A 20,547-nucleotide genomic window follows, 5' to 3' on the forward strand; every position below is an offset into this window, starting at 1 on the left:
AGTAGTAATCGTTGTATTCTATTAAAATCTAAAGGAGTCTCTTATACTGAAAATGTAGGAAGCGTTTACATTAAAAGTAAAGAGGTGTGACATGAGGAAAATGTTTTGTTTAGGCTTGGCGATCACTGGAATGCTGATCGGTGGCAGCTCCATTTATGCGGATGAATATGATACGCTCCGCGATAAATGGAAGAACATTTGGACTGGGGGAACAAGCATAGCAATAACCGATCCCGATATTGCTGCCAAGATCCACTCGATTGAAGACATGGTGACGAATGGCTGCGGAGCACCGCCCTGCTCGGCAGGAACCGGCTTCTGGGATACGATGGACTTGTCCGTTGGCAGAACGACATTATGGCCGGACTTGAGCAGCACTACTGTTTCAGCTAATGTGACTTCGGCCTATGACCGCTTAAAAGCGATGGCGATAGCCTATACGGTTACCGGCTCGAGCCTGAACGGGAATACGCAGCTTCGGAATGCTATCATCAATGGGCTCGATTGGATGCATGCCAATCGGTACAATGCGAGCACTGCCACGTATGACAATTGGTGGGATTGGGAGATTGGGGCGCCGCTTCGTCTGAACGATACGGTGGTACTTCTCTATGCTGACCTGACATCAGCACAAAGGACTAACTATATGGATGCTGTCAATAAATTTGCTCCAAGCCCTAGCCGGACAGGCGCTAATCGCGTATGGTCCGCAACGGTGGTTGGGGTTAGAGGGATCCTTGTCAAGGACGGGACGAAGATAGGACTAGCCAGAGATGGCGTCAGCTCAGAGCTGGATTATGTGACCTCAGGCGACGGCTTTTATAAAGACGGCTCCTTCATCCAGCATGCCAAATACTCGTATACGGGCGGTTACGGAAAAAACATGTTTAAAGATACCGCCAACATGATGTATTTACTGGCCGGGTCTACCTGGGAGATAACTTCTCCAGACAAAGTTAATATTTATAAATGGGCTTATGATGCCTTCGAGCCCTTGATTTACAAAGGCGCCATGATGGATATGGTCCGCGGACGCAATATTTCGCGGAATTATTCAGAGGATCATCCCTCCGGCCATGATGCGATGATCGCCTTTATTCGTCTCTCGCAATTCGCGCCGACAAGTGATGCGCTTGCTTTTAAAAGGATGGTTAAATATTGGATTCAAGCCGATACGTACCGCAGCTTTTATTTGGATGTACCCTTAGAGACCGTGGCGCTTGCCAAAGGGATCATGAACGATTCCAGTATTTCTCCGCGGGGGGAATTGCTCCGGTATAAGCAGTATCCTTCGATGGACCGCACGGTTCATTTGAGACCCGGATTCGGATTTGGGATCAGCATGTACTCCAATCGGGTTTACAACTTCGAATTAGGCAATGAAGAGAACAAAAAAGGCTGGCATACAGGCGACGGCATGACCTATTTGTATAACAACGATTTGGGCCAGTATAGCGACGGCTATTGGCCGACCGTAGATTCTTTCCGTTTGCCGGGAACAACGGTGAACGCGAATTCAGGCGCCAGTAGCGGTAAATTGAGCACGATGAGCTGGGTTGGCGGAGCGGAGCACCAGAACCTCTACGGGGCAACGGGAATGGAGTTTAACGCGCATAACAAGACGCTTACCGCGAAGAAATCGTGGTTTATGTTCGATGATGAAATTGTCGCTCTTGGTGCGGGCATAACATCAACTGATGGTGCGGTAGTCGAGTCGATTGTTGAAAACCGCAAGCTGAACAGCTCCGGCAGCAATGCACTTACCGTGAATGGCGCCGCTAAAAGCACAGCGCTTACTTGGTCCGAAACGATGACCGGTGTCAATACGATTCATTTGGCAGGCAATGTAGCAGGCTCGGATATTGGCTACTACTTCCCAACGGCGGCTTCTTTGAAAGGGAAAAGAGAGGCGCGTACCGGCACCTGGTACAGCATCAATGCCCGTCCCGTAACACCAACAGCATCGATTACGAATAATTATTTGAACTTCTGGTTCGATCACGGCACAAATCCGACGAACGGCAGCTATTCCTATGTTATTCTGCCTAGCAAGTCCAATAGCCAGCTGACAGCCTATGCCGGTAACCCGAATGTGACGATTCTGGAAAATTCGGGAGATGTTCAAGCCGTGAAAGAGAAAGGTCTTAATCTGGTGGCAGCGAATTTCTGGAAAGATGCTTCCAAGACGGTGAATGTTGACGGATCTGCTTACTTAACAAGTAATACGAAGGCATCGGTGCTGGTCAGCGAAACGAATGATGAGGTTGAGCTATCCGTATCCGATCCGACTTTCAGCAATACAGGCGCGATTCTAATTGAAGTGCATAAGCCATTAGGGAGTACAATCTCAGTGGATTCCGGGGTCAGCGTCATTCAGAGCTCGCCAACCTTGATTTTAAGTGTAAAAGTGAATGGGGCCAAGGGAAAAACATTCCATGCGGTTATTAGTAAAACAGGTACTGGCGGAGGCGCGGGCAGCGTGTGGAATATTATCAATGATAATATGAGTAATTATGCAAGCAGCTGGAGTACCACAGGCACCACTGGCTCGGTAACACAAAACTCAGGAACAGTCACCGTAACGGATACGGGTACATCGACATCCGGCAGCTACTATTATTTGACCAAAGACAGCTTTACACCTCCAACAGGGGCATTCACCTTTGAAGCGAGGTTGAAATCGAATGCAGCTAATGCCGTGAATGAAATTGCGGTTCGCAGCGGAAACTACCAAATTCCGATTTTCATCACACATGGCATCGCCGGGGCAGGAACCGTGAAGGATCGGGGTACATCTCCGACGAAAACCTACACGCTGGATACAACCGTATATCATTCCTATCGGGTAGTGGTACATGCCAATTACACGTATGACCTGTATGTCGATGGTGTCATGGCTTGGTCCGGTGCTGCTAGTGACACGGTAGGTACGGCGAATCTAAGAATCGGCGGTAATAATTTGAATACCGCGAATCTTACCGTAGATACTTTCAGGATGGGGACAGGTGAGATAACACCAGCCTCGCAGTGGGATGTGGTTAACGAATCAATGAGCAATACTACAGCTTGGACTACCAGCGGTACGACGGGATCGATTACCCAAAATACAGGCACGGTTACCATTGTTGACACAGGAACAGGCTCCACCGGCAGCTACTTTTACTTGACCAAATCAGGCTTTACGCCACCAACCGGAGCGTTTACTCTTGAATTTATCGCTAAATCAAAGGCTGCCAATACGACCAACGAGGCCATCGTGCGCAGCGCCAATTACTTAATTCCCATTTACTTTACGCACGGTACTTCCGGCACAGTCAAAAACGACCGTACAAGTCCGACGAAAACGTATACGTTGGATACAACCGTGTTTCATACTTACCGTGCCATTGTTCATACCAACAACACGTACGATCTTTATGTAGACGGAACGTTGGCTTGGAGCGGCGCAGCGAGTGCAGGAACGGGAGCCAACGCGTTAATGTTTGGCGGAAGCAATACTTCCACCGCCAATATGGAGGTTGATGAAGTTCGCATCGGCAATGGAGAGCTGACTTACTAATAATTTGGCCAGTATCCCTAGACCTATGGAAATAGGACCTAGGGATATTTGCTTACATCGACTTATGCATTATTGTTCAAGAATTTAATTATAATAATTATGAGTTGTTAGCGCATTCAACTGCACCTGACAATGAAATGGATGTCCAATTTTCAACCTTTCATTTTTTTCATTAACGAAAATAGCTCTTTGTAGTCATACAACTTATCGGCTGTATCTTGTACAGTAGTATGATGCAAGGAATCCACAAAGGAAGGTGCAGTATATGCAAAAAACGACGGTTTGTCCACATTACCCGGATAGCTGGGTCTATGGTTCGGGTTATGAAGCGTTAGAGGCTGAGCTGGGGATCACTACTTAATGAACACATATTTCAAGCGATATCTTGTTGGAGCCAGTATTCTCGTCACTGCAATTGTGATCTCAATGATTGTCCAGGTTGAAGTCACCCCTCCCGATCACACACGACTTATTTTGGAACGATCCAACCGAGTCTTTATTTCACCTCCGTGCTTTAATCAGGCAGTGGTTTCGAACAATCTATCAGACTCCACCTTGAAAAAGGCAAAGGAGCTTGAATACATTGCGGATTCAGCCTGTACCGAACAATCACTTACAGCCGTTCGTAAATCTATATTACTTGCATGTCTGGAACAAATCGGACTCAAAAAGAGCAACTGGAACTGGTAAGTCCAAGCAGAGGATCAGAACGATTCTCTGCTGTATTCTGGTTTGGAAAAAACTATTTCGATGTTGATGAGGTTAACTGTCGGATCGATTGTAATATTTCCTGGTTATCCATTTGTTCGCCCATCGCGAAAATTTTACGTATGTTGCCGCTGCCATCAATCAAAAATAAAGACGTTACCGTGTGCATGAACTGGCCATCGGGCATTTTCTGTACAAGCACGCCAAAACTTTTAGCAACCGCGGCTGTTTCCGCTTCTGTTCCGGTCAGAAGGGTCCAACCGCTGTAGTCCATTCGCATGCGATCTCCATACTGTTTGAACACTTCGGGGGTATCCTTGAGCGGGTCGAAGGTGACCGACAAGAATTGCACCTGGTCTCCCCACTGGTTGTTTTTCTTAAGGTCCTCCTGCAGCCTCACCATATTGTAAGTCGTCAGGGGACAAATGTCCGGACAGCTGGTGAACATAAATTCGACTAAACGCACCTTCCCGTTGGAATCGCTCATATTAAATTTGTGCCCATCCAGTTTGTTCAATGTAAAATTAGGGGCCTGCTTGATCACAGGCAATGCGGGACTCCGATTGATCCAAAAAAATACAGAAACGACCATACCCGCCAGCATGAATGTTACCAACAGCTTGAATCCATATTTGTGAACAAATGGTTGCATACGGGCCTCTTTCCAGATCGATTATTTTTTCTCTGCCAACCAGCGGGCAATATTAGCGATGTCTTCATCCTTCAGTGAGCTTTTAAACGCTGGCATGCCGCCCCGACCGTTTTGTACTAATTTAAAAAGCTGTTGATCCGTCATTTTGCCGCCAATCTTTTGAAGATTTGGCCCCATTTTCCCTTCCAGATCGGTTCCATGACAGGCGATGCACGATTGCTTGTAAATTGCCTCGGCCGCCTATGCATTCATCGGTGCTTCTGGCATCTTGGGAGCGGTCACCTCTTGTTTGGCCTCACCTTGACGATTATTAATATCCGTGAACAGTACCCCCAAACCTAACAAACATGCAATTCCCAGAATTCCTGCCATCGTCCATTTATACATAGCTGACTCCTCCTTATAGTTTGGATGCTCAAAGTTTTTCACGGGTAGCTTAGCATGTTGTTGGAATGCTTGTATATAGCACTTTGGAGTCATGTGCTTATCGCTGACCCTACCTTCATGCGATTAAATGGCCCTTCTGAGTCATAGGTTTTTCCAAGGAAATATGTTTAGATGAAGTAGGAATTGGATGACACGATTATGAATTGGAAAGAGGAAAAGGCATGATTCAACCTATTCGTATCATGCTGGTTGATGACCACGAGCACGCACGTCAAGCTATGCGGGAAATCATTCAGATGGATTCGAAATTCGATATAGTCTGTGAGGCTTTGAACGGAGAGGAAGCAGTGGCTCTGGCCGAAGTATGGATGCCTGACCTCATATTGATGGATATTAACATGCCGAAGCTGGATGGTCTTGGAGCTACCAAGCTGATCAAAGAAAGATTTCCGTACGTGAAGATCGTGATGGTTACCGTTTCCGATGACATTACCGATTTGTTTGAGGCTATTAAAAAAGGAGCACAAGGTTATTTGCTTAAAAATTTGCATCCAACCTCCTGGCATGAATATCTTCATGCTGTAGCAATCGATGAAGCACCGATGTCCCGTGAGGTAGCCCTGCGGCTGCTTAAAGAGTTTTCAACCTTCAATCGAACGAATAGAGCGCTTTCCGAGCAATCTCCGTTAACCGGACGGGAAAAGGAAATATTGGAATGTGTGGCCAAGGGCAGCGGCAACCGCGATATCGCAGTAACCTTGAGCATTTCGGAGCATACTGTCAAAAATCATCTGAAAAATATTTTGCATAAGCTTCATTTGGAAAACCGGGTTCAACTGATGAGGTATGCGTACGATAAGGGCTGGTTTAAGGGAAGGTTTTAAAAGAAAATATACGAGATCAGCCAATGACCAGGTCTGGGATGATCTCGCTTAAGCGTTTAAAGAGGGTTTGTCAAGCGCGTACAGCTTTCTGTATCTGGGACTATTTTCAAGGAGCTGCTGATGGGTTCCGCGCATTGTAATTTCCCCATCCTCCATAAATACAATTTCGTCCATATGTTCGATTCCAACGAGATGATGGGTCACCCAAATCATTGATTTTCCATCCAAAGCATGAAATACAGTGGAGAGCAAATTCTTCTCTGTTCTTGGGTCCAGACCCAGAGTAGGTTCATCCAAAAGCACAACAGGGCATGACTGCAGCAAAATGCGTGCAAGAGCTACACGCTGGCGCTCACCCCCGGAAAAGCGCTTGCCTGCTTCATGCATCATGGTCCGTTCGCCCAAGGGAAGCTCTTGAAGAAGATTCGTAAGCTGTGCCTGCTCTATAGCTTGCTGCAGCTGCTGGTTATTGGCTGATGTGTTGCTGAGACGAATATTATTGGCAACTGTTGTATCGAATAAGTATGGATTTTGGTTGAGAACAGCGATATATCGCTTCAAGGGTTGGGCTAAGCGATCGATTTCAAGTCCATTTACGGTGACGATACCGCTGTTGGGCGATATAGCCCCAAGCAGCAGCTTGAGCAAGGTGGACTTACCGGCTCCACTGCGACCGATGATAGCGATTTTCTTGCCCTGTGGAATGTCTAGACTTACATCCTTTATAATCCATGAATCTGCCTGATCATATCGAAAGCTGATGTTGTTCAACTGAATATGAATAGTGTCCAGGTTCGCAGGCTGCCCATTCACCGATTGTACGGCCTCATCCTTGGCAGCAGAAGATGGAGGCATGCTCTCATCAATAGCTTGAAGACGAACCAATGAGTTCTTATATTGCGGCAGCTTATCTGCTAATGACATGACAGATAGAAAAATATCCATAACCGGGTACACGACCAATATCAAAGCAGCCATCCATGTAACGGGAATGTGGTGCCCGCTAACCTGATTATTGGCCCATATCACAACGGAAAACAGAGCAATTCCGGCGATACATTGTCCGATAAAGGTTCTCCAGCGTTCCCACCGCCGTATTGCTTGATCGGCATCGGCTGCGAATTGTTCATCCGTCTCGTAGCTCTTGATAAAATCGCTTTGTCTGCCGCTTCCGGTCCAATCCGCCATGCCCACAATGGCATCGGTTAGTTTCTGATACAGCTGCCCACGTTGATGCTGCAGCTGCTTTTGTCGCTTTTTTGTGAGCAGCAAAGAAATCAAGGGCATGGCAAACAGAAGAGACCCCAAATACATCGCAATCAGGAAGGCAAAGCTTATGTCCATCGTCCCGAGAAGACCAATAACGATGCCATATAAAATCAGCGCAGCTGCGCTTGGAAACAGAGTGCGTAGATACAAATGCTGAAGCTGTTCAATATCATCGGCTAATAGGCCGAGTAGATCGCCCGTGCGGAATTTAGCGAAGAAATTCAACGCATGTGGCTCAATCATCCGATACAGCCTCACGCGCATTAAGGACAATATGCGCAATACGGCATGATGACCAGCCAAACGCTCGACATAATGGAGTACGGCCTTGCTGATTCCAAAAGTACGGACAGCAACGATCGGGACATAAACCATTAATATATTTTCTGGCCGCAGCGCTGCTTTCGAGATCAGATAACCGGAAGTAAAGGTTAATGCAGCAGATGCAGCAAGTGTGGATACACCTAATCCGACAATTAATAAAAATGACCCAAAAAAAGGCTGCAAATAGGGGGACAGCCAGCGTTCCTTTATAGCATCTTGCTTAACATTACCTTGCTTCATTGTGCTTTGCTTCATAGTCCACCTCCTCCAGCTGGGACAGCATCATTTTGTAGTATAAGCCCTGCTGGGCAAGCAATTGCTTATGAGTCCCGACCTCAGCCAGCCTTCCATGCTCCAGTACAAGGATTTGATCCATATGTGGCATCCAGTGCAGCCTGTGGGTGGCCAGCAATACGAGCTTGTTGTCAAACAATGGCAGCATGGTTTCTTTGAGTTCGTACTCGGTTTCAATATCCAGATGAGCAGTCGGTTCATCCAATAAAAGCACAGTTCTGTGGCTTAAAAAAGCTCTTGCGAGTGCGACACGCTGCGCCTGTCCGCCGCTCAGCTGCCGTCCACCGCCGCCAATTAGCTCATTCAGGCCATTGGGCAAGCGATCGATACAGCCTTTTAAACCAGCCTGGATGGCCGCTTGCTCAACCTCTTCCCATGTTGCCCCGGGCCTATAGAACCGAATATTATCCATCAGGGAGCCGCTGAACAAATAGGGATGCTGCGGCATATAGACCGTTTCCATGCACCACGCCTCATGGTTGATCCCGACTGCCAAACTGCAGCCGTTCCAAGAGAGTTGGCCGGTAGAAGGGGTCAATAAACCGCCTATGACTTCAATCAAGGTCGATTTTCCCGCACCTGTTTCACCGATGATGGCAACCTTACGGAAGCCGCTAATTTCCAAAGAAATTGCTTCAAGAGAGCAGGGGGACCCCTCATCATGCTTGACTCCAACCGACGAAAGGGTCAGACGGCTTGCTTGATTCCAGGCAGCGGACACTTCCTCCTTTAAGTCCATGGAGGGCAGCGCCTGGGATGGAAGCTGTAGAATGGACGTCATAGCGGCACCGGCTTCTTTGCCATTCAGAGTGGCATGGTAATCCGACCCAAGCAACCGAACAGGAAGAAAGTATTCAGGTGCCAGAATTAATACGGTGAGGGCAGGTGCCAGTAAGATAGATCCGTTCACAAGCCGTAATCCGAGACTTACGGCCACTGAAGCCACGGACAGCATGGTTATAAAATCAAGAGCGAAGGAGGATAAAAAAGCGGTCTGGAGTGTCCGCATCGTTGCCTTTGTGAACCGATCACTAACTTTGGTTATAGTTAAAGCATGGTCATGGCTTATTCCAAGAAATTTTAAAGTTTCCATACCTCGGAGCGAATCCACAAAATGGTTGGATAATCCCCGGTAGGAGTCCTGCTGCTTCTCCACCTGACTTTTAGCAGCAAGCCCGATCAAAATCATAAATACGATCACAATAGGCATCGTTACAGCTAGAATGATTCCACTTGGAGCATCCTGCAACGCAATATAAATAAGAAGAACAGCCGGTATAATCGATACGCTAACCATTCGCGGAATGACCAGCTCCACATAGCTGCGAAATTGCGTCACGCCTTCAAGTACAAGTGTTGTCAGGCTGCCTGTACCTCGAGCTCCCGCAAACCTTGGGCCCAATTGAAAAAGCTTATGGATCAAGCCTTGTCTCATCGCAGCGCTTGTCACTGCGGCATAACGCTGCGCAGTCCGCTGCTGCAGGAACGCCATCAGGTGGCGGACTATATAAGCCATAGCGAATATCAGGAGCTTGCCTGCTTGGGTTTCCATGGAAGCACCTGCGAACCATTCAGAGATGACCTCAGCCAATGCTTGGGCAGCGACGATGATGCAGCAGCATTGAATCAGTGTGATAACCGTTATGATGCTCAAGACAGCCCTTATTCCCTTGAACAGCATGAGCTCGCGGCCCATCAGTATTCCAGATGATCCTTTTCATGGATACGCTTATGGAAAACAAAGTAGCTCCAGATCTGATAGCCAAGGACAAAGGGCAGAAGCGATAATGAAACTATGGCCATAATCTTAAGCGAATAAGCTCCTGATGCGGCATTATGAATCGTTAAGCTGAACGCGCTATCGATAGAGCTGATCATGACACGTGGGAATAGGCCAATAAAGACCGAAGCGACAGACAGTCCTATGACAGCTCCAGTCATCCCGAATGCCCAACCATCCTTCTTACGGTTAATAAACAAGCCGGAGAGTAAGTAAGCTAATGAGCCAAGCGCAGCAGTTAAAGCTAACAAAGCACCGTGCTGCTCGAACAGATCGGTCATGCCGTAGGTCATGATGGCGAACACAATGAGCAGAACCGCAGCAAACGGAAGCAGTTTTTTCGCCAGTCTACGTGCCCGTACTTGCAGATCACCCGTGGTGCGCAAAGTGATGAACAATAGTCCATGCAGCTGGCAAAGCGCCACGACACAAATTCCGCCAAGCAGTGTATAGCCGTTGACGATGTCAAGAAAACCTGCCCGCATCTCCATATCGCTGCCGATGGGAACGCCCTTGATCATACCCGCAAAGGCAACGCCCAGCAGGAGAGGCGGGAGGAGACTGCCCAGAAAAATAACGATATCCCATGTTCGTTTCCACTTGTAGCTGTCCAGCTTGCCTCTGAATTCGAAGGCGACTCCGCGTCCAATCAAAGCAAGAAGCACGAGAACAAGTGCAGTATAGTAGCCGCTGAACATCGTCGCATACCAGTGCGGGAAAGCCGCGAACATAGCTCCTCCTGCTGTAATCAGCCATACCTCGTTGCCATCCCAGAATGGACCGATGGAATTAATTAATACGCGGCGCTCCATATCGGTGCGGGCAAGCAGTGAGGTGGACATCCCGACTCCAAAATCAAACCCCTCCAGGAAAAAGAAACCTATGAATAATACCGCAACCAGTACAAACCATAGCTCATTTAATGTCAGCATGATACCCCTCCTCATAAGGATCATTTAATTCGGGGGACGACTTGGCCGAATCAAAAGGTCCCTTTTTAATAATACGAACAAATAACACAACCATAATTATGGCAAGCACCGAATAAATGGCTGTAAAGGAGATCAAGGAAAACAATACCTGGCCGGCGGTTACGCTTGGGGAAATCCCGTCTTCGGTTCGCATGAGTCCAAAAACCGTCCACGGTTGGCGACCAATCTCGGTCATAATCCACCCTGCGGTATTGGCGATAAACGGCAGGGATATGCCGGCGATCATTATTCGCATAAACCAGGCAGCAGGTTTTGTCATTTTATTGCGTACCCACAAATAAACGGCATACACCCCGAGCAGTATCATCGCTGATCCGGCAGCCACCATAATTCGGAAGCTCCAGAAGGTCGTGCGAACCGGCGGAATATAGTTTCCTGGTCCGTACTGCTCGGTGTATTGAGCCTGCAGCTCTTGCATACCCTTCACTTCACCGTGAAATTGGCTGTGTGACAAATAGCTGAGCAAATAAGGGATCTTGATTTCGCCGCTATTGGACTGTTTGTCCGGGTCAATATTCGCAATAACCGTCCAGGCTGCAGGGTCTCCGCTTTTGCCCCATAAGCCTTCGCTGGCGGCCATTTTCATTGGCTGGGTTTTGACCAAATATTGGGCTTGCTGGTGACCAAACAAGGCAACGCCAATGGAAGCAATCATGCCTACTAATGCAGCAATCTGAAACGATTTGCGGAAGAAAGACATGTCCTGACCTTTAAGCAGTTTCCATGCGCTGATGCCTGTAACCAGAAAAGCTCCGGTTGCAAATGCTCCAAGCAAGGTATGCGGGAACTCGACCCATAATTGTCCGTTTCCTAAGAGGGCAAATATGTCATTCATCTCAGCCCTTCCATTAGCGATGGTAAAGCCGACCGGGCGCTGCATGAATGAATTGGCGGCTAATATCCAGAATGCTGACATTGAGGTGCCCAGCGTAACCAGCCAGATGCAGAGCAGATGGAGCTTGGGTGAGAGGCGATCCCAGCCAAAGATCCATAGTCCAATGAAGGTAGATTCCATAAAGAAAGCAAGCAAGGCCTCAATGGCCAGCGGTGCTCCAAACACATCACCTACGAAGCGGGAGTAATTGGACCAGTTCATGCCGAACTGAAACTCCTGCAAAATACCAGTGACAATCCCGATGGCAAAATTGATCAGAAAAAGCTTACCCCAGAATTGAGCCATCTTCTTGTACTCTTCCCGTCCTTTGGCCACATAAATGGTTTCCATAATAGCAATTAGCAGAGCGAGACCAATGGAAACTGGGACAAAGAAAAAATGAAAAATAGTTGTTGAAGCAAACTGCGTGCGTGCAAGCATGATTAAATCCATAGTCACTGTCCTCACTTTCTTCAAAAAATTGGGTTTCAGATTTCGTCAATTTCTTGCCCTAATCATGCCAGATTGATTGCAAAATATATGTGATTTAAATCACATACTTTCCTATACATGACGGGGAAAGATGACAAAGCTTTGAATATCTTACCCCGGATGTTTACTATGAAAATGCTGTTTTTAAATATTTGAAGCCTTCAATCGGTAACCGATACCCCAGACAGTCCCAATCATGGCAGCAGCAGCAGGGGACACAGCCTGTAATTTTTCGCGAACTCGCTTAACATGAGAATCTACAGTACGATGATCCCCATGATCTTCGTAGCCCCACACATCACGAAAAAGCTTGTCTCTTGTGCAGGTGATTCCTTCATTCATCACTAAATATCGCAGCAGCTCATACTCCCTGAGAGTAAAGGAAATCTCGCGTCCATCTGCCAGTACTCTGCGGGCATCATGCTCGATAAGAAGATGGGGCAGCATAAATCTGTTTCCGGGTGATCGGGTGGCAGACCAGAACTTTCCTGGTTGTGTCCGTTTAAGGATAGCTTGAATACGGCATGTGAATTCCCTTGGACTAAAAGGTTTGGTTACATAATCATCAACACCTGCTTGGAAGGCATGGATCGTATCGTCTTCATTATCCTTGGCTGTAAGCATAAGCAGGGGAGTAGTTTTTACTTGCTTGACCAATTGACAAATTTCCAGCCCGCTCAGACCCGGCATCATCCAATCCAGAACAATGATGTCATAATCGTTGTCCACCGCCTTGTGCAAAGCATCATTGCCATTGTCGGCTTCCTCAACACAAGCTCCGTCTTTCTCCAGATACATGCGTACGATTGTGCGTATACGTTCTTCATCATCGGCGACCAATACTCTGTATTTGCTCGTCATCTACTATCACCTCACCTGTTTTTTATTGTATCTATCATTTTTCCCAATGGCATGACTACATTGAGCTATTTCAATAACGGAACAGTGAACAAAGCATGAAGGCTTTGTGAAATGCAAATAGGAATGGAAAACTTTGTGCAGTGCTCATTGACAAATCCCGTGTTAAAATAAAACTCTCTTAAACCATGTCTAGTTTTAAGCTGTGCAAATTGGTATTTTGAGAGAATCATAAACAGGCCGAAGCTTCCACAAGAGGCATGGGGGAACCAATCTTTGGGGTGAAGCCATATTCATGGCCGGGCGCTTGCTCTTTGACCCGAACCCGTCAGCTAACCTCGTAGGCCTTACAAAAGAGAGGATGTTTGCCATGTTTTTGAAGAAGTCCGTATTAACCGGTTTACTTGCCTTGGGTACGATTGTTGGTGCCACAGCGGTTTCGGCAGCCCCGTACTCGGTTACAGGCAACGATACGATGTGGACGATAGCCCAGAAGTATGGGATTAGCTTAAGCTCCCTTGTTCAAGCCAATCCACAGGTTACGAATATCAATAATATTTGGCCTGGTTTGGTATTGAATATTCCCGGAACAAGCTCAATTGCTCCAGCTCCGCAGGGAACAGGCACCCCGACAACAACCTCCACCTTTGCGAGTCAAGTGGTAAGCTTGGTCAATCAGGAACGCACCAAAGCAGGTTTGAAGACATTGGCAAGCGATAGCGCATTGTCAGCTATGGCCTTGGATAAAGCAAAGGATATGTACAACAATCATTATTTTGATCATACCTCTCCTACTTATGGCTCCCCCTTTAATATGATGAAATCGTATGGCATCCGTTATACGTATGCAGGTGAAAATATTGCCATGGGTCAGAAGACGCCACAGGAGGTTATGACGGCCTGGATGAACAGTGCAGGGCATCGACAAAATATTTTGAGTCCAAATTACACGAAAATTGGCGTGGCATACTATAACGGGGAATGGGTTCAGGAGTTTATTGCGAATTAATAACATACAGTTGTCGCTCAGAAAAAAGACAGTAACCGTTAAAGGAAATTACAATTCCCTTCGGTTTACTGTCTTTTTTGACTACCAGCTCCATTCCAATACAGCTGCACAATCTACTCCCAGCCTCGGTCAGATTTATGATCATATAAAATGTGCGCTTGCAGGGGAGGAACTTGTCGTTCCTGAATTGATAGATTTACATATGCTATGTTGTGGGAGAAGCCGCCAACTGCTCCCATGCTAACCCATAGATCACTCCGAAATGGACGGTTGCCTTCACGGGATCGTCTATTTTCGTTTTGTGAAAGAAAATGTCAGCAAGCTGTGATCGTTTGTCTATGTAACGGAATGCTCTTTTACATTATATTATTACGGTGAGCCGCAATTCCGAACAATAAATAGACATATATGCAAAGGGGGATTATCCTTGAAAACAACTAAATGGTTGATTGCGGGAATTCTGCTGCTGCTGCTCATTACCGGCTGTCGGAACGAAGCATCCAAACCTAAAGCAATGACTTCCGAGCAGGTTTTTGATTCTTATATAACCGCGTGGCAAAAGGGACATTATGCAGAAATGTATGCAATGCTGTCGTCAGATTCCCAAACCAGACTATCGCAAGAGCAGTTCGTCAAGCGCTACACCTCCATCTATGAAGGCATCGAGATGAGTCAGCTGCATATCGAAAGGACAACTCCTCCAGCGCCTACCAAGCCAGCTTCTGCGCCGGAGGATAAAGCTGCTTATACTTATCATGCTTCGCTTATGACGATTGCGGGTCCCATTGAGTTTAATTATCAAGTCAAGTTAATTAAGGAAAACTCAACCATGTATTGGAAGATAGACTGGAATCCTTCACTTATTTTCCCTGCCATGAAGGACAATGATAAGATAACCGTACGTACATCAAAGGCGATGAGGGGTGAAATATACGACAGGAATGGGGAGGGGCTGGCGATTAATGGCAGCTTGATTATTCTTGGATTAGCCGCTGAACGGTTAGGCCCGGATGCTGAAAAGACGGTTCAATCGGTTGCACAATATTTGGGATTATCAACAGATGAGGTTAACAAAAAGCTAAAGGCTTCCTGGGTAAAACCCGGTAATTTTGTTCCAATCGGTGCTACCGATGGTAAGGGAGTGATGGCTTTTCAAGGCGTAGAGGGCGTCTCCTTTCAGCAAAAAAAGATCCGCACCTACCCACTTGGCGAAGCGGCCGCCCATTTGACTGGCTACGTACAAGGCATTAATGCAGAAGAACTGGCCAAGCTGAAGGACCAAGGCTACGGTACTGATGACCAGTTGGGCAAGGCAGGGCTGGAGCAGCTGTACGAGAAAAGCTTAAAGGGCCAGGACGGAGTACGAATCGTGATCATCGATGAGAACGGGGCGACTCGTGAAACGTTGGCATCCAAGGAGACGGTTGCGGGAGAAAATATCCAAACCACAATCGATAGCGGACTGCAAAGGGCGATCTACGAGCAGTATCGAGGAGATGCGGGGTCTGCCTCTGCTTTACAGCCGCAGAGCGGTGAAATATTGGCATTGGTCAGCAGCCCTGCGTATGATCCTAATCTGTTTGTATCGGGGCTCTCGGCTGAGCAATGGACCAAGTGGAATAGTGACCCTAATATTCCGCTTCTTAACCGTTTTACAAAGCTGTATTCACCGGGTTCGATTTTTAAAACCGTTACAGCGGCTGTAGGCTTGAACGCTGGTGTGTCTTCTCCAGACCTCGTCAGAAACATTCAAGGCTTATACTGGACCAAGGATGCATCCTGGGGCAATTATTATGTAACACGTGACCGGGATGTGCCCAATGAAAATTTACGCGATGCGCTGGTACACTCGGATAATATATTTTTTGCCCAGGAAGCGCTTGCGATGGGAAAAGATACATTTTATAATGGCGCCTACAAATTCGGTTTTGGAGAGCCTCTGCCGCTTCCTTACCCCTTCCCGCGATCCAGCCTGGCCAATCAGGGGATCAAGAACGATATTCAGCTTGCGGATTCGGCCTACGGACAGGGAGAAGTCCAGATGAGTCCGCTTCATGTAGCGTTGTCCTATACGCCAATTATTAACCAAGGCAGCGTGGTGGCGCCGATATTGGTGAAGACTGCTTCCAACCCTACTGACACCATATGGAAGCGGGATGTTATTAGACCGGAGGTCGCCGAGATTGTGCGACAGGATCTCGTAGAGGCCGTCCGGAACCCGAGGGGATATGCGCATGGCGCCAACATAGCAGGAATGAACATCGCCGGCAAGACAGGTACAGCGGAATTGAAGCAAAAGAAGGGCGAGGATGGGTTGGAGAATGGCTGGTTTATTGAGTTCGATGCCACTCTCAATCAACTGCTGCTGACGATGATGGTTGAGGATGTGAAGAAGCGGGGTGGCAGTGGTTATGTGGTAGCCAAAGCGAAACAAGTATTTCTCAAATATGGGAAAACAACATGGTAAATTTTCTGTGAATCACAAAAAAACGGCTCAGTTCGCTTCGTATGCGAAACAGCCGTTTTTTTGTTTTGTTGTTTCCTGAATAACTCCAAGAGGTTGGCGGAAATTGGTTCTTATAAGGTATAATTGAAAAATATTCCATGGTAAGAGACCGCGTGACTCGAAGGAGGAGATAAGATGCTTTTGAGAAAATGTCTGGCCGCTTACTTCGCTTCATGGACGATCGTCCTCTTGGTGTCGTTCCCATTCATGGCTGTGGGAGGGGCAGCTTGGTATGCGGCTAGCAACTATGCATCGTGGGCCTCTGTCATTGCCTTATATGCGGTGCCGAGTATATTTCTTTACGGCATTCTTGTTTCATCAATTACGGAAGTAGCAATCAGAAAATTAAAGGTAATGGGTCCGGGCGAATGGTTAATATCCGGTCTTATCCACGTTGTCCTCGGGTTCTTATTTGGTATTATATTACAATCTTCTTTATTTAGCATCATGGGTGGCACAGCGGCGATTCTTTTTTTCGGTTTGGACAGGTTAATCCTCCGTTTCTTGCCACTTGTCAGGCGGGGAACGCGCGTATTGCTAATGGCTGTACCTCTTGTTCTTTTTGGGATTTTTGTGGGTACTTTACACGTGTCTTCACCGCCGAAGCCACCGTTTACCGCCGTGGATGCAGTCAATTTTGCGACTTCTGGAAGCGGGACCACAATCGATAGGTTCCCCAAACAAGTCGGAATGCAGAAATTACAGGTTGACGGCTATGATGTTGAAAGAGAAACGGCGGTCGAGGAAACTGACGTAAAGGAACAATACCTGGTTCATTTCATTGAGCGCTGGAGCAAAGAAGGAGTAAACGGAGAGCAGCAGATGCTCTACGAAGTCAGCCGTGGGACGATGAGCGGGAAAGGGGGAAGCGGCACGGAACCTCCTTACCTGCGTACACAATAGGAAGAATAATATATTCATGACTGTGCTTAATGATTGCGAGCTTATTTACTGATGTGAATGAGTAAGAGATAGGAGGTTACTTTGACAAAGATCGGAACCGTCATTTTTCTGAATGGCACTTCAAGTGCAGGGAAAACAAGTATTTCTAAAGAGCTTATTCAGCTGCTTGACGAAGATTTTATTTACTTATCTGTGGATAATGCGATTGCTGGTGTCAATGACATGCTGATGAGTATGTTTGGGGATCACATATCCAGAGAAGAAATAGAAACAATTGAACGAGAAGAAATGATAGAAAATCCAGTCATATCGCTTTTTCATCATTATATAATGGCTTTTTCAAGGGTTGGCAAGAATATGATTGTTGATCATGTACTGATTGAACCAAGCTGGCTGGAGGAATGTGTCCAATTATTACATAATACACAAGCCTTTTTTATCGGTGTTCACTGTCCACTTGATGAACTGGAACGTAGGGAACAAGAACGAGGAGATAGACCCATTGGACTCGCCAAAGCCCAAATTGATATCGTACACCAGCATCATAGATATGATCTTGAAGTCGATACACATGATAACTCAATTCGGAAATGTGCAATTATGATCAAAGAATTTATTTTAGCCAATCAACCACGAGCTTTCCAAGAGCTTAGAAATATTTAATTTGGTAGCTATGAGAGCTATTTGTCGGAGACTCTACCCATAACGCAATTCATTTTCTGAGGAGCGAGTAGTTTGGCGGATCATATAACAAGCTTATTTAAATGTATACCCAAGTTAATGACAGGGGACCGATTTATTATAGGAATAGACGGTTTAAGTCGTTCGGGAAAAACGACAGTCGTAGAGAAGTTTAGTCGGAAATTGATATATTGTGGAGCGCAGCAAACGTTACAGTACAGGCTCTGAAGAGTGGTTTGAATACTATTACTTGCAGTGGGACATTGAGTGGCTAAAGGGAAATTTGTTCAATAAGCTAAAGGAAGCTAGCCAGCTCAAGCTCCCCTTGTACGACACTGAAGCTGATACACATCGCATACAGAACATCATAATTCCCGAGACCTGCGTTATTGTCGTAGAAGGAGTTTTTCTGCAACGTGAGGAGTGGAGAGGTTTATACGATTATATTGCTTATTTGGATTGCCCACAGAATACAAGGTTATTACGTGAAAGTGAACTCACCCAAATGAACATGGAAAAGATGAGAAACCGATATTGGAAGGCGGAAGATTATTATTTGCAGACAGTGCTCCCAACAAAACAAGCTCATTTGGTTCTAAACAATTAATGGACTTACGCAATCACCCGAAAATAAGCAATAAACTGAGAGATATGAAGCTATTAGCAGAAATATCCAGATAATCAAGCAAAAATAGGTGAAAATAGACTTTGATAAAGATTCTCATTCTCATAGTAGTTAGATATAATACTACCTGTGAGGTGTTAGGATGGATTCCGTTACCGAATTATTGTGCCATTTTGGTTTTAGCAAAAATGAAGCACGGGTTTATGTGGCATTGATGCAGGAAACTTCGGCGACTGGTTATCAAATCAGCAAAAGCACGGGCATATCGCGGGCTGAAGTATACCGGGTACTGGGCAACCTTGCAGATAAAGGCGCAGTTGTGTGGCAGCAGACGGAACCCGCTTTGTACATGGCGGTTGAGCCAGAATCTTATCTGGATCGTCTTGAATCCCAATTCAACCACAATCTTCAGAAGGTGCGCGAAGAATTGAAGGAGATCAATCGGCAAACAAGCAACGATACGATCGTGTATATCAAGGGATACGATCATATATTGCACAAGGCCAAAGAGATGATCGCTTCCACGCGGTACGAGCTATATATCCGCTGCGGTGCGACACTTGCTGCCCTGCTGCAGGATGATTTGAAAAAGCTGTCCGACAGGGGGGTGAAGGTACGAATACTAGCGTATGGCGAGTTTTCGATGGAAGGTATCCAAGTCGTGACGCATCCGCTTCGTCATGATGAAGTTCACCGCCATAGGGTATCACAGCTGCTGCTGATCAGCGATATCCGTAAAATGCTGGTAGGTCAACTGGAGCCTGAGAGTTCAGGCACGGTAATGGGTACATACAGTGAAAGCCCGGAAATTATACATATTATGCGGGAAATGATGCGATCGGGCTTCCATTTGACGATTTTGGCGAACGAAAGCGATGTTCTCTCCCGATTTATGGGGGAACACGAGCTGTTCCAGGAAATCTATAAGGATGGTTCGATCCTGAGGTACGAATAGCCTGTCGACGTGGTCGGCAGCCATTTTTTTGCTTGTACATTGAGAATAATAATCATTATCTTGAAGGAGAGATTACGTATGCATGCATCCGAATTGAACGAAATTGAAGTAAAAAATCTGGTGAAAAAGCATTGGAACGGCCGTGCCGCTGAATTCGATCAGGGGCCAAGCCACGGTTTGTTAAATGAGGAGCAGCATCAGGCATGGGTAGCCGTGTTAAGCAAATTAGCTGGCAGCGAACCATTAAAGGTGCTTGATCTGGGCTGCGGCACAGGGTTTCTTTCCTTACTGCTCGCTAATATGGGACATGACGTTACAGGTCTTGATTTTGCTGAGGAAATGCTGCAGCTGGCTCGTGCAAAAGCCGATCAAGCTGGTTTGCCTATCAGCTTCCTGTCGGGAGATGCTGAGCATACCGGTCTGCCTGAAGGTGCATACGACCTGATCGTTGCGCGTCATTTGATCTGGACGCTGCCTCATCCTGCTGACGCTGTAGAGGAATGGACACGTTTACTTAAACCACAGGGACGTATCGCTTTGGTGGAAGGGCAGTGGGAGAATCAGGATGTGAAGGAGGAATACGAACAGATTCGCAGCCGGCTTCCGTTCTATGGCGGTCAACCGAGCGAACAGCTTGCTTCGTTTTTCCGCTCTAAAGGTCTGAATGAGGTTGCCATCCAGCCACTGATGGAAGCGGCGTTGTGGGGCGGCATGCCTAAGCATCCGCGTTATCTCGTCATAGCCCAGCGCTAGTAACAGTCGCCGATCCTTGTGAACGGCACCATCCAATCATAC

17 protein-coding genes, 1 pseudogene and 1 riboswitch are annotated in these 20,547 nt (G+C 46.8%); of the genes and pseudogenes, 10 read left to right on the forward strand and 8 right to left on the reverse strand.

What is annotated here, in order from left to right; genetic code table 11:
- Positions 1 to 91: 91 nt before the first annotated feature.
- Entirely contained in the window at positions 92 to 3,559 is a 3,468-nt protein-coding gene (locus LRL21_RS21145) for a polysaccharide lyase family 8 super-sandwich domain-containing protein (RefSeq protein WP_240417769.1), read from the forward strand.
- A gap of 360 nt (positions 3,560 to 3,919) precedes the next feature.
- Positions 3,920 to 4,249: a hypothetical protein gene (locus LRL21_RS21150; protein WP_240417770.1), complete on the forward strand. Its 330-nt coding sequence runs from the start codon at positions 3,920 to 3,922 to the stop codon at positions 4,247 to 4,249.
- A gap of 52 nt (positions 4,250 to 4,301) precedes the next feature.
- On the opposite strand, the gene LRL21_RS21155 is transcribed toward LRL21_RS21150, so the two are convergent.
- From LRL21_RS21155 to LRL21_RS21165, 3 genes are read right to left on the reverse strand one after another with little or no spacing between them, the layout of a single operon-like run.
- Complete coding sequence (locus LRL21_RS21155; protein WP_240417771.1) at positions 4,302 to 4,919, reverse strand: SCO family protein; 618 nt, start codon at positions 4,917 to 4,919, stop codon at positions 4,302 to 4,304.
- Between the two features lie 21 nt (positions 4,920 to 4,940).
- Positions 4,941 to 5,147 carry a c-type cytochrome gene (locus LRL21_RS21160; protein ID WP_338044660.1) on the reverse strand — a complete coding sequence of 69 codons (207 nt, stop codon included), beginning with the start codon at positions 5,145 to 5,147 and terminating at the stop codon, positions 4,941 to 4,943.
- Positions 5,148 to 5,159: 12 nt separating this feature from the next.
- A complete protein-coding gene (locus tag LRL21_RS21165) occupies positions 5,160 to 5,306 on the reverse strand; it encodes a hypothetical protein (protein WP_240417773.1) in 147 nt (48 codons plus the stop codon).
- A gap of 221 nt (positions 5,307 to 5,527) precedes the next feature.
- Between LRL21_RS21165 and LRL21_RS21170 the strand changes: the two genes are divergently transcribed.
- The gene (locus tag LRL21_RS21170) at positions 5,528 to 6,190 is read left to right on the forward strand and encodes a response regulator (protein ID WP_240417774.1); all 663 of its coding nucleotides are present in this window, start codon (positions 5,528 to 5,530) and stop codon (positions 6,188 to 6,190) included.
- A 48-nt stretch (positions 6,191 to 6,238) separates the two neighbouring features.
- Here the strand turns inward: LRL21_RS21170 and cydC are convergent, their stop codons facing one another.
- The 5 genes from cydC to LRL21_RS21195 all read right to left on the reverse strand — a co-directional run bounded on the left by cydC (position 6,239) and on the right by LRL21_RS21195 (position 13,076).
- Positions 6,239 to 8,038 (reverse strand): thiol reductant ABC exporter subunit CydC, encoded by a 1,800-nt coding sequence (gene cydC, locus LRL21_RS21175; protein WP_240417775.1) that lies wholly within the window; start codon positions 8,036 to 8,038, stop codon positions 6,239 to 6,241.
- A complete protein-coding gene (gene cydD, locus LRL21_RS21180) occupies positions 8,010 to 9,731 on the reverse strand; it encodes a thiol reductant ABC exporter subunit CydD (protein ID WP_338044654.1) in 1,722 nt (573 codons plus the stop codon). The genes cydC and cydD overlap by 29 nt, the downstream gene beginning before the upstream one ends.
- A gap of 41 nt (positions 9,732 to 9,772) precedes the next feature.
- Entirely contained in the window at positions 9,773 to 10,789 is a 1,017-nt protein-coding gene (cydB, locus tag LRL21_RS21185; protein WP_240417777.1) for a cytochrome d ubiquinol oxidase subunit II, read from the reverse strand.
- The gene (locus LRL21_RS21190; protein WP_240417778.1) at positions 10,773 to 12,176 is read right to left on the reverse strand and encodes a cytochrome ubiquinol oxidase subunit I; all 1,404 of its coding nucleotides are present in this window, start codon (positions 12,174 to 12,176) and stop codon (positions 10,773 to 10,775) included. The genes cydB and LRL21_RS21190 overlap by 17 nt, the downstream gene beginning before the upstream one ends.
- Positions 12,177 to 12,359: 183 nt before the next feature.
- Positions 12,360 to 13,076, reverse strand: coding sequence for a response regulator transcription factor (locus tag LRL21_RS21195; RefSeq protein ID WP_240417779.1), 717 nt, complete (start codon positions 13,074 to 13,076; stop codon positions 12,360 to 12,362).
- A gap of 225 nt (positions 13,077 to 13,301) precedes the next feature.
- A riboswitch (cyclic di-AMP (ydaO/yuaA leader) is annotated at positions 13,302 to 13,435 on the forward strand.
- Positions 13,436 to 13,443: 8 nt separating this feature from the next.
- Between LRL21_RS21195 and LRL21_RS21200 the strand changes: the two genes are divergently transcribed.
- The 7 genes and pseudogenes from LRL21_RS21200 (at position 13,444) to LRL21_RS21230 (ending at position 20,505) form a co-directional block, all read left to right on the forward strand.
- The gene (locus LRL21_RS21200) at positions 13,444 to 14,082 is read left to right on the forward strand and encodes a CAP domain-containing protein (RefSeq protein WP_240417780.1); all 639 of its coding nucleotides are present in this window, start codon (positions 13,444 to 13,446) and stop codon (positions 14,080 to 14,082) included.
- Positions 14,083 to 14,509: 427 nt separating this feature from the next.
- A complete protein-coding gene (locus tag LRL21_RS21205) occupies positions 14,510 to 16,549 on the forward strand; it encodes a penicillin-binding transpeptidase domain-containing protein (RefSeq protein WP_240417781.1) in 2,040 nt (679 codons plus the stop codon).
- A gap of 174 nt (positions 16,550 to 16,723) precedes the next feature.
- A complete protein-coding gene (locus LRL21_RS21210) occupies positions 16,724 to 17,491 on the forward strand; it encodes a hypothetical protein (protein ID WP_240417782.1) in 768 nt (255 codons plus the stop codon).
- Between the two features lie 81 nt (positions 17,492 to 17,572).
- Positions 17,573 to 18,154 (forward strand): chloramphenicol phosphotransferase CPT family protein, encoded by a 582-nt coding sequence (locus LRL21_RS21215; protein WP_240417783.1) that lies wholly within the window; start codon positions 17,573 to 17,575, stop codon positions 18,152 to 18,154.
- 117 nt (positions 18,155 to 18,271) lie between these two features.
- Positions 18,272 to 18,779 (forward strand): annotated as a pseudogene (locus tag LRL21_RS21220) (kinase).
- 160 nt (positions 18,780 to 18,939) lie between these two features.
- The gene (locus LRL21_RS21225; protein ID WP_240417784.1) at positions 18,940 to 19,752 is read left to right on the forward strand and encodes a TrmB family transcriptional regulator; all 813 of its coding nucleotides are present in this window, start codon (positions 18,940 to 18,942) and stop codon (positions 19,750 to 19,752) included.
- 78 nt (positions 19,753 to 19,830) lie between these two features.
- Complete coding sequence (locus tag LRL21_RS21230; RefSeq protein ID WP_240417785.1) at positions 19,831 to 20,505, forward strand: class I SAM-dependent methyltransferase; 675 nt, start codon at positions 19,831 to 19,833, stop codon at positions 20,503 to 20,505.
- Positions 20,506 to 20,547: the final 42 nt, after the last annotated feature.

It is taken from the genome of Paenibacillus periandrae, from assembly GCF_022458865.1.
Lineage (GTDB): Bacteria > Bacillota > Bacilli > Paenibacillales > NBRC-103111 > Paenibacillus_S > Paenibacillus_S periandrae.